The sequence below is a fragment of the Azospirillum sp. TSO22-1 genome (assembly GCF_003116015.1).
Lineage (GTDB): Bacteria > Pseudomonadota > Alphaproteobacteria > Azospirillales > Azospirillaceae > Azospirillum.
Map to the genome: position 1 here is coordinate 1 of NZ_LGQZ01000232.1, position 8,258 is coordinate 8,258.

Below are 8,258 nucleotides of genomic sequence, written 5' to 3' on the forward strand. Positions count from 1 at the left end.
GCCGGAGCAGTGCACCCCGTCGCGATGACCAGAACCTAACCAACCAACCACACCGCGTCAAGAAGAAATTTCGATGCGATGCGTTTTCCCGCAACCCCTGCCCGGCGTTACCGCCAAGCCTCAGTCCGACCGCAGAACAGGCAAAGCAACACGCCAGATATTGAGACGCCACCAGGACAGCGGAACCTCACACCAGAGCGATCATTGCTGATTGCTTGCTCCGAAGTCCGTTGCACCACACCACGACACCTTGTGTGCTGAGCCGGCAATCTTGCCGCACCGCACCGGATCGTGTGTCGCATCAACGGGGAGGCGGCTTATAGGAGATCGCAGCGGCCCCTGTCCAGTGCTTTTTTCATACGTCCGACGGCGCTTGGGCCGCGTCCGGAAAGCGGCTAGAGTGGCGCATCGGCTGACGAGAGGCGCTCGGACGACGTGAGCGACCCACACCCCACTTTTCCCAGGCCTGCCCGCGGGCTCCGCATCGGCAACGTGCCGGTGCTCGCCCTGCTCGCCGCGGCGGCGATGACCGGCTACGTCGGCTTTAGCGCTCGCAAGGCCTCTGAGGCACCGCAAGCCGTCGCCGCACCGGTCCCCACCGCGCCGCCAGCCGCCATCCCGGCCCCATCCGAGGAGCCGCCGCCCGTCGCAGCGCCGGTGGAGGAACCCGCTCCCGCCCCTCCAGCCGATCCGGCTCCTGCCGATCCGGCCCCTACTCCCCCGAATCTGGTGGTCGAGCCGGTGCCGGAACCTCCCCCCGAACCGCCGACACCCATGGAACCGCCGGTCACCGCGGACTCCCTGCTGGACGGCGTGCGAGCGGCGGTGGCCGGCATCCGCTGCGCCGACCTGCGCGCCGAACTGACGGACGGCGCGGTCCGCATCGCCGGCACGGTGACCAGCCCCGACGACGCCGACCGCGTGCAACGGATCGCCGAGGCGTTGCCGGAGGGCGCCGCGCAGCGGCCGGCGGTCGCCGTCGCCTCCCCGACGCTGTGCGAGCCGCTGCTGCTGACGGAACCGCTGCGCGGCGCCAACACCGCGCGTGGCCGGCCGCTCAGCGTCGCCACCGTGCCGGACGGCACGCTCGCCGGCGGGCAGGACCTCGTGCTGGACCTGCGCAGCACGGCGGCCGCCGGAGCGGTGCAGGTCGACTACTTCACGGTGGACGGCGGCGTGGTGCACCTGTTGCCCAACCCGTCGGAGCCCGCCGCGGCGCTGGAGCCGGGCGCCGCGCGCCGGCTCGGCGAGCGCAGCGGGAAGACCCGCTTCTGGACCATCGGTCCGCCCTTCGGCCAGGAGCTGATCGTCGTCGTGACCAGCGCGTCGCCGCTGTTTCCGACGCCGCGGCCGGAGGCCGAACCGGCCGCGGCCTATCTGGCGGCGCTGCAGCGCGCCCTGGCCGGACCGGCCACCGAGGGCGCGCTGGCTGCCGCCCTGTTCATCACCACGCGGGCGCCCTAAACGGCTTCGGTGAAGCGGGCGAGCACGACCGTAATGTTGTCGTGGCCGCCGCGCTCGTTGGCCAGCGCGATCAGACGCTCGCACGCCTCGTCCAGGCTGCGTGACGGCACCGCCCGCAGGATGACGGCGATGCTGTCGTCAGGCAGCATGCCGGTCAGCCCGTCGGAGCACAGCAGGAACAGGTCGCCCGGCCGCACCGCGTGCACGCCGATCTCCGGATCGACATCCGGCATAGTGCCGAGGGCGCGCAGGATGATGTTGCGCTGCGGCGCCGGCCCGCGCCCGCCCTGGTCGAGCCAATGCTGATAGAGGCTGTGGTCGCGCGTCAGCTGGCGGAGTTCGCCGTCGCGCAGGCGGTAGAGCCGGCTGTCGCCGGCGTGGAAGGCGACCAGCCGGTCGCCCGGCTCCACCCGGCGCAGGCCGACCACCGTGGTGCCCATGCCGCGCCCGTCCGGAAAGCCGCGCTCGCGATTCAGCTCCAGCAGCCGCTGGTTGGCAAGCTGCACCGCCGAGCGCACCACCGACACCGCGCTGCCCACGCCGACGTCCGCCACGGGAACGCCGTCGGTCTGCCCGGTGGGCCCGATCTTGGCCGGCGCGACGGAGGTGCCCTGGAACTCCGACACGAAGTCGATGATCGCCTCGGCCGCGGTGCGGCTGGCGACGTCGCCGCCGGCATGGCCGCCCATGCCGTCGCACACCAGCGCGACGCCGGCGTCCTCGCTGATGCCGAAGCTGTCCTCGTTGCGCGACCGCGTGCGGCCGACGTCGGTGCGGCCGGCGGTGGCCATGGCGAGAGAGGGGGGCTGGTGCATCGACGTCCACGGCTGACGGACAGGCGAGCGCTATGGTACGGCGCGGGGCGGAAACCGCAACCGGCTTTCCGCCCCATGCCGCACGAGGCGCGGCGGCCGGTCAGCCGCCGGTCACCCCTGGATGCGCCAGCTGCCGTCCGGCTGCTGGCAGGCGACGCCCGAGGCGTTCTGCGGCTGGCCGCCGATCACCACCGTGGTCTGGTACTCGCGGCAGTACTGGCCGCTCGGGGCGTAGCCGTCGCGAACCGGCGTGTAGGTGCCAGAGTTGCCGGTCTGCGGGTTGTTCCAGCGGATCGTTTCGCCCATCGGCGCGGCGTAGGCCTGCTGTTCGGCGCGCTGGACGTAGGCCTGGTCGGCACGGTCGAGCGACTTGCCGGCCATGTTGCCGAGCGCCGCGCCCAGCAGCGTGCCGACGCCGACCGCCACCAGCTTGCCGGAGCCGCCGCCGAAGCGCGAACCGGCGAGGCCGCCGACCACGCCGCCCAGAACCGTGCCGGCCGTCGCCTTGTTGGCGCCAAAACCGTCGATGCCGGTGCCCGGCGCGGCAGAACCGTAGGGGCCGGGCTGCGCGCATCCCGACAGCAGAATGGCCACGCCGAGCGCCGCGGCGGTGGAACGAGTGAGCGTCTTCATGAAAGTCCCCAGCTATGCCTCGTGCGACACGAAGATGAACGTTATGGATGGCCGACTCTTCCAAGAAGCGCAAGCGCGGCACTGATTTGTCACGGCGCTGGACGGCCGGCGGCGCATCGCCCACTCTCGGCGCAGCGGAACGTGGGAGGCAGGAAGCGATGCGGGTCCTCATCCGGGCCGATGCCGGCGTGGACATCGGAACCGGGCACGTCATGCGTTGCCTGGCGCTGGCCGAGGCGCTGGCGGCGCGCGGCGCGGCGGTGCGCTTCCTGTGCGCCCGCCTGACCGCACCGATGGAGGCGCGCCTGCACGGTGCCGGCTTCCCGGTCGCCACGATCGACGCCGAGCCCGGGTCGGACGCGGATGCGGCGGCGGTGCGGGCGGCGCTGCGGGCGGAGGCACCGATGGCTCTGGTGGTCGACGGCTACGGCTTCGGCAGCGCGTGGCGGCGCGCGGTGCGCGGCGCCGCCTCGGTGGTCTTCGCCTTCGACGACCTGGCCGAGCTTCCCGACCTCGCCGCCGACCTCGTGGCGAACGCCGGCCCGGCCGCCGCCACCCTGCCCTACGGCCGGGTTGCGCCGGAGGCGCGGCGGCTGCTCGGGCCGGCGTATTTCCCGATGCGCGCCGAGCTGGCGGCGCGCCTGCCGGCGGAGGGAGAGGCGGCCGGCGGCGACCGCCTGCTGGTGTCCTTCGGCGGCTCCGATCCGGCGGGGCTGTCGGCCCCCTTCCTGAAGGCGGTGCGGGCGCGGCTGGACGATGCGACCGGTGTCGATCTGGTGGCCGGCGGCAGCGCGCCGCGGCTCGACGCGGTTCGGGCGGCCGCGGCGGCATGGCCGTGCGTGGCGCTGCACATTGACACGCACGACATGGCCGGGCTGATGCGCCGTGCCGGGCTGGCGGTCGCCGCGGCCGGCGGCACGCTGCTGGAGCTGGCGGCCTTCCGGGTGCCGATGGTGCTGGCGGTGGTGGCCGACAACCAGGCACCGGGCGCCCGCGCCGCGGAAGCGGCGGGCTGGGCCGTGGCGGTGGACGTCCGCGGCGGCGCCGGCGGTGCGGAACACCTCGCGGAGGCCGCGGCGGCGCTGTGGCGCGATGCCGAGCGCCGGGCGGCCATGGCGCGGACCATGCGGGGGGCGGTGGACGGGCGCGGTGCGGAGCGACTCGCGGAGGCGCTGCTCGGCCACCCGCCGCGGGACGGCGGTTAAGCTCCCGAAGCCCTGCCGAGCGTCGGCAGGACCGCCTGGAACTCCCCGGCGATGCGCTGGGTGACCAGCGTCCAGGGCTGCTTCAGCGTGCGGCTGAACAGGCGCATGGTCGGGTACCAGGGCAGGCGGTCGGTGCCGAGGCAGGGCCAGTTCTCGACGTTGTCGACCCACAGCAGCCACGTCGGCAGCCCGACGGCGCCGGCGATCGACATCACCGCGGTGCCGGCCGAGATCAGCAGGTCGAGCGCCTTGAGCAGCGCCGCCACGTTGTCGAGGTCGTTCCACATGTCGATTCCCGGCAGCGTGTGCAGCGTCACCCCGTACGCCTCGCGGATGCGGGCGGTCTCCTCGGCCGCGTCGTCGTACTGCATGTTGACGAACACCACGCCCGGCGCGCGGAGGATCGGCTCCCACTCCTCGATGCGGGTGTAGTGGTGGCTGCGGCTGACCGTCTGGATCCGGCCGCGCCAGGAGATGCCGACGTAGGGGCCGGGCCCCAGCTCCTCCAGCCGGCGGCGCCAATACGCGACGCGCTGCGGATCCGGCACCAGGAAGCTGTGGTCGGGGAAGTCGGCGAGGCTGCGCCGGTAATAGCGCGGCAGGCTGCCGATCGGCAGGTGGACGTCGAAATCGTCGCGCTCCGCGTCCGGCACGGTGCCGGGCGTCACCACGGTGGCGAAGGGGAACGAGCGCTGGAACAGCGGCTGCAGCTTGGGCGAGCACTCCAGCGTGATGCGGGCGTTCGAGGCGGTGAGATCGGGCACGCAGGAGGCGAACATGATCTCGTCGCCGATACCCTGTTCCTTCCACACGAACAGGCGCTTGCCGGCGAGGTCGCGGCCGTCCCACAGCGGCTGGCGGTAGCCGCGGCTGTTCTCGGAGGTGCCGTTGAACCAGCGGAACTCGTACCCGTCCCAGCCCGACGCCAGGTTCCCCATCGCCAGTTCGAGCAGCGACTTGTTCCACACCGCAGCCGGGAAGAGCGCGCCGGTGGCGGGCTGCTGGAGCGAGCCGGAATCGGCGGTGATCTGCTCCTCGGCCGCCGCGACCTGATCCTGCACGTCGTCGAGCCGCCCCGCGTCCGGCGCGCAGAATTCTCCCAGCGACGCCGCGTCGGCCCCCTGCGCCGCGGCGACCCGCACGGCACGGCCGAACAGGTCGTGCGCCTCGGCGCCCTGCCCGGTGCCCTGCAGGGCGAGCGCCAGGTTGTTGAGCGCGCGGTAATGGGCGCGGTCGATGGCGACGACCTCGCGGTACAGCGGGATCGCCCCCTCCAGGTCGAAGCCCTGGTGCAGCGCGCAGGCGAGGTTGTAGCGGCTCGACAGGTGGGCCGGGTCGAGCCGGGCGGCGCGGCGGAAATGCGGCAGGCCGCCGGCCGGGTCGTCCGCCTCCACCAGCGCGCTGCCGAGGTTGTAGTGGACGAGCTGGTAGTCGGGCTGCGCCGCCACGGCGTTGCGGTAGCAGCGCACCGCCTCGTCCAGCCGGCCGAGCCGCTGGTTCAGGTTGCCGAGGTTGCTGTGCACGCCCGGCGCCAGCGGGTCGGCGCGCAGCGCCTGGCCCAACACCTCCAGCGCCTCCTCCAGCCGGCCGTTCCGCTGCAGCAGGACGCCCAGGTTGTTGGCGGCGGCCGTCATCTCCGGATCGTGCTGCAGGGCGAGGCGGTAGCAGTGCTCCGCGTCGAGCAGGCGCTTCTTGCTCTCGTAGACGATGGCGAGGTTGAAGTGCGCGGTGGCGTAGTTCGGGTCGTCGCTGACGATCTCGCGGAAGCAGGCCACCGCCTCGTCGAAGCGGCCCTGCTGGTGCAGCGCGGCGCCGTAGTTGTTCCAGGCCAGCCAGTAGGTGGGCAGGACCCGCACGGCGCGGGCGAAGTGGCGCTCCGACTCGACCGGGCGCTCGCGCGTCAGGTGGGAGTAGCCGAGGCAGAACAGCGCGACCGGCAGGTCCGGCTTGTGCGCCAGGGCGCAGCGGACGTACGCCGCGCCGGTCTCGATCTCGCGCCGGGTCAGATAGGCCTGCCCGAGGTTGAGCATCACCGCCTCGGGTGCCGCGCTGACGCAGCGCAAGGCCCGCAGCAGCGCCACCAGCCCGTCCTCCGGCTTGCCGGCCTGCTGGAGCGCGGCGCCGAAGTTCGAATAGGTGCGCTGGTCGCCGGGCGCCAGCGCCAGCGATGTCCTCAGCGCGCCCACCGCGCCCTCGGCGTCGCCGGCCCGGAGCTTGGTCACGCCGATCCCCGACCACGCCAGCGCCGGCGAGCGGAAGTCGAGCCGCAGGGCGCGGGCATAGGCGCGCAGCGATTCATCCGCCTTGTCCGCCATGAGGCCCAGGTTGTAGCTGTACTCCGGCACCTCCGGCGCCAGGCAGACGGCCGTGCGGATGGCGCGCAACGCCTCGCGCTGCGCCTCCGGCCCGGGCCGCTTCGCGTTGGCCAGGGCGACGCCGAGCTGGTTGCGCATGGCGGCGTCGCCGGGGCTGGTCGCGACCGCGGCGCGCAGGGCCGAGGCCGCCTCCTCGAAGCGCTCCTCGCCGATGCACGTGATGCCGGCGTTGAACAGGCCGAGCGCGCGGAAGCGGTCGGACTCCGCGCGCTCGTAGATGGCGCGCGCGCCCGCCACGTCCCCCAGGCCGAGCCGCAGCGAGCCCAGGTTGAACAGCGCCTCCGAGTAGGTCGGGGCGACGGCGACGGCGCGGCGGAACCAGGAATCGGCGGCGATCAGGTCGCCCTGCGACAAAGCGGCGACACCCAGCGTGTTCAGCGCCGGACAGCTGTCCGGGGCGAGCCGCAACGCCCGGCGCAGCACCGCCTGCGCCGCATCGGGCTGGGCGCACGCCTGCAGGACGGTCCCCAGATTGACCAGCGCCGGCGCCAGCGCCGGATCCTGCACCAGCGCACCGCGCAGCCGCTCCAGCGCGCCGTCGCGGTCGCCGCGGCGTTGCGCCAGCGCACCGGCGTTGCTCAGCGCCTCCGGCAGCGTCGGATCGAGCCGGAGCGCACGACGGACCGCAACGTCCGCCTGCGGCGGCGCGCGCTCCAACTCAGCGCTGGCGAGGCCGTTGTAGAGCACGGCGGCGTCGGGCAGCCAGGCGAGCGCGGCGCGGTGGACCGCCGCGGCGCGGGCGTGGTCGCCGGTGCGCTTGTGGAAGCGGGCCAGCGCGATCAGCCCGGCCGGGTCGAGGCTGCCGAGCGCCGCCGCGCGGGCGATCCAGAAGCGGGCGGCGTCCAGGTCGCCGGCCGCCAGATGGCATTCGCCGCGCACGAGGCAGTAGTCGTCCCGCTCGGCCGCAAGATCGCCGATGCGGTCGCACAGATCGAGCGCCGCCACCGGATCCACGGTGGCAACGCGCTGTGCCTGCATCAGGATGGCCGTGACGAGGGGAGACATGGGACGCCCAGCCAGCGGAGGGTGCGGCGGGCTGTCAGACGACGTCGGTCGGCACGCCCGGCGGGGTGGTCGCCAGGCCGTCGATGATGTTGTTGTTGATGTTGACGAGGAAGTCGACGTCGAGGGTGCCGTTGATGTTCTCGTCGATTTCCTTGCTCACCGCCTTGGCGACGATGGCGATGCTGCGGCGCAGGTCGCGGGGAAGCTTGTTGTCGTCGCTGGTGACGTCGTTCAGCAGCGTCTGCCAGAGCAGGTAGTTGTTGGTCGCGGCGCGCACCAGACCGATGGTGTCGTTCTCCTGATGGGCCTTCTGCATCGCGAAGGTCACCTGCCGGAAGACCCGCAGCTCGAAATCCCTCTGGGTCTCGCTCGCCCGCTGAACCTGCTGATAGGGATTCTTCGTCCGCAGCATCACTCACTCCATCGTCCCGGGTCAAAGCCCACGGACCTCAATTCCTACATGCGATGGTTTATTTATGGTTAAGGCCGAAAAATAGAAAACGGGCCGACCCGAGGGCCGGCCCGTTTGGAGGCGGTTAGCGGAACAGGCTCTGCAGGATCGACGGCGCCTGGTTGGCGATGCCGAGGGTCTGCGCACCCAGCTGCTGCTTGATCTGCAGCGCCTGCAGGTTCGCGCTCTCCTTGGCCAGGTCGGCGTCCACGATGGCGCCCAAGCTGCTGGTCAAGGCGTCCTGCATGGACGAGTTGAACTTGATCTGCGCGTCCAGGCGGCGGGAGTCGGCGCCCAGCGTGTTCAGCAC

7 protein-coding genes are annotated in these 8,258 nt (G+C 72.6%); 2 read left to right on the forward strand and 5 right to left on the reverse strand.

Features of this window, described 5'->3' with window-relative positions; translation table 11 throughout:
• Positions 1-492 precede the first annotated feature (492 nt).
• The gene (locus tag TSO221_RS34495) at positions 493-1,464 is read left to right on the forward strand and encodes a DUF4384 domain-containing protein (protein ID WP_146209009.1); all 972 of its coding nucleotides are present in this window, start codon (positions 493-495) and stop codon (positions 1,462-1,464) included.
• Here the strand turns inward: TSO221_RS34495 and TSO221_RS34500 are convergent.
• Positions 1,461-2,279, reverse strand: a complete 819-nt coding sequence (locus tag TSO221_RS34500) for a PP2C family serine/threonine-protein phosphatase (protein WP_247878408.1) — start codon at positions 2,277-2,279, stop codon at positions 1,461-1,463. The two genes, TSO221_RS34495 and TSO221_RS34500, sit on opposite strands and share 4 nt — an antisense overlap.
• Positions 2,280-2,390: 111 nt before the next feature.
• Complete coding sequence (locus TSO221_RS34505; RefSeq protein ID WP_109122958.1) at positions 2,391-2,912, reverse strand: RT0821/Lpp0805 family surface protein; 522 nt, start codon at positions 2,910-2,912, stop codon at positions 2,391-2,393.
• 158 nt (positions 2,913-3,070) lie between these two features.
• On the opposite strand from TSO221_RS34505, the gene pseG reads away from it, so the two are divergent.
• Complete coding sequence (pseG, locus tag TSO221_RS34510; RefSeq protein WP_158284310.1) at positions 3,071-4,117, forward strand: UDP-2,4-diacetamido-2,4,6-trideoxy-beta-L-altropyranose hydrolase; 1,047 nt, start codon at positions 3,071-3,073, stop codon at positions 4,115-4,117.
• Here the strand turns inward: pseG and TSO221_RS34515 are convergent.
• From TSO221_RS34515 to TSO221_RS34525, 3 genes are all read right to left on the reverse strand, one after another.
• On the reverse strand, positions 4,114-7,497 hold the full coding sequence (locus TSO221_RS34515) for a tetratricopeptide repeat protein (RefSeq protein ID WP_109122960.1): 3,384 nt from the start codon (positions 7,495-7,497) through the stop codon (positions 4,114-4,116). The genes pseG and TSO221_RS34515 overlap by 4 nt on opposite strands.
• Before the next feature lie 34 nt (positions 7,498-7,531).
• A complete protein-coding gene (locus TSO221_RS34520) occupies positions 7,532-7,909 on the reverse strand; it encodes a flagellar biosynthesis regulator FlaF (protein ID WP_109122961.1) in 378 nt (125 codons plus the stop codon).
• 124 nt (positions 7,910-8,033) lie between these two features.
• Positions 8,034-8,258 (reverse strand): flagellin (locus tag TSO221_RS34525; protein ID WP_282187872.1); only part of this gene is annotated, 225 nt, incomplete at its 5' end.

Bases quoted from the DNA above. Each gene is read 5' to 3' on its own strand.
- pseG (WP_158284310.1), top strand. From the start codon at position 3,071: ATGCGGGTCCTCATCCGGGCCGATGCCGGCGTGGACATCGGAACCGGG.
- TSO221_RS34500 (WP_247878408.1), bottom strand. From the start codon at position 2,279: ATGCACCAGCCCCCCTCTCTCGCCATGGCCACCGCCGGCCGCACCGAC.
- TSO221_RS34505 (WP_109122958.1), bottom strand. From the start codon at position 2,912: ATGAAGACGCTCACTCGTTCCACCGCCGCGGCGCTCGGCGTGGCCATT.
- TSO221_RS34515 (WP_109122960.1), bottom strand. From the start codon at position 7,497: ATGTCTCCCCTCGTCACGGCCATCCTGATGCAGGCACAGCGCGTTGCC.
- TSO221_RS34520 (WP_109122961.1), bottom strand. From the start codon at position 7,909: ATGCTGCGGACGAAGAATCCCTATCAGCAGGTTCAGCGGGCGAGCGAG.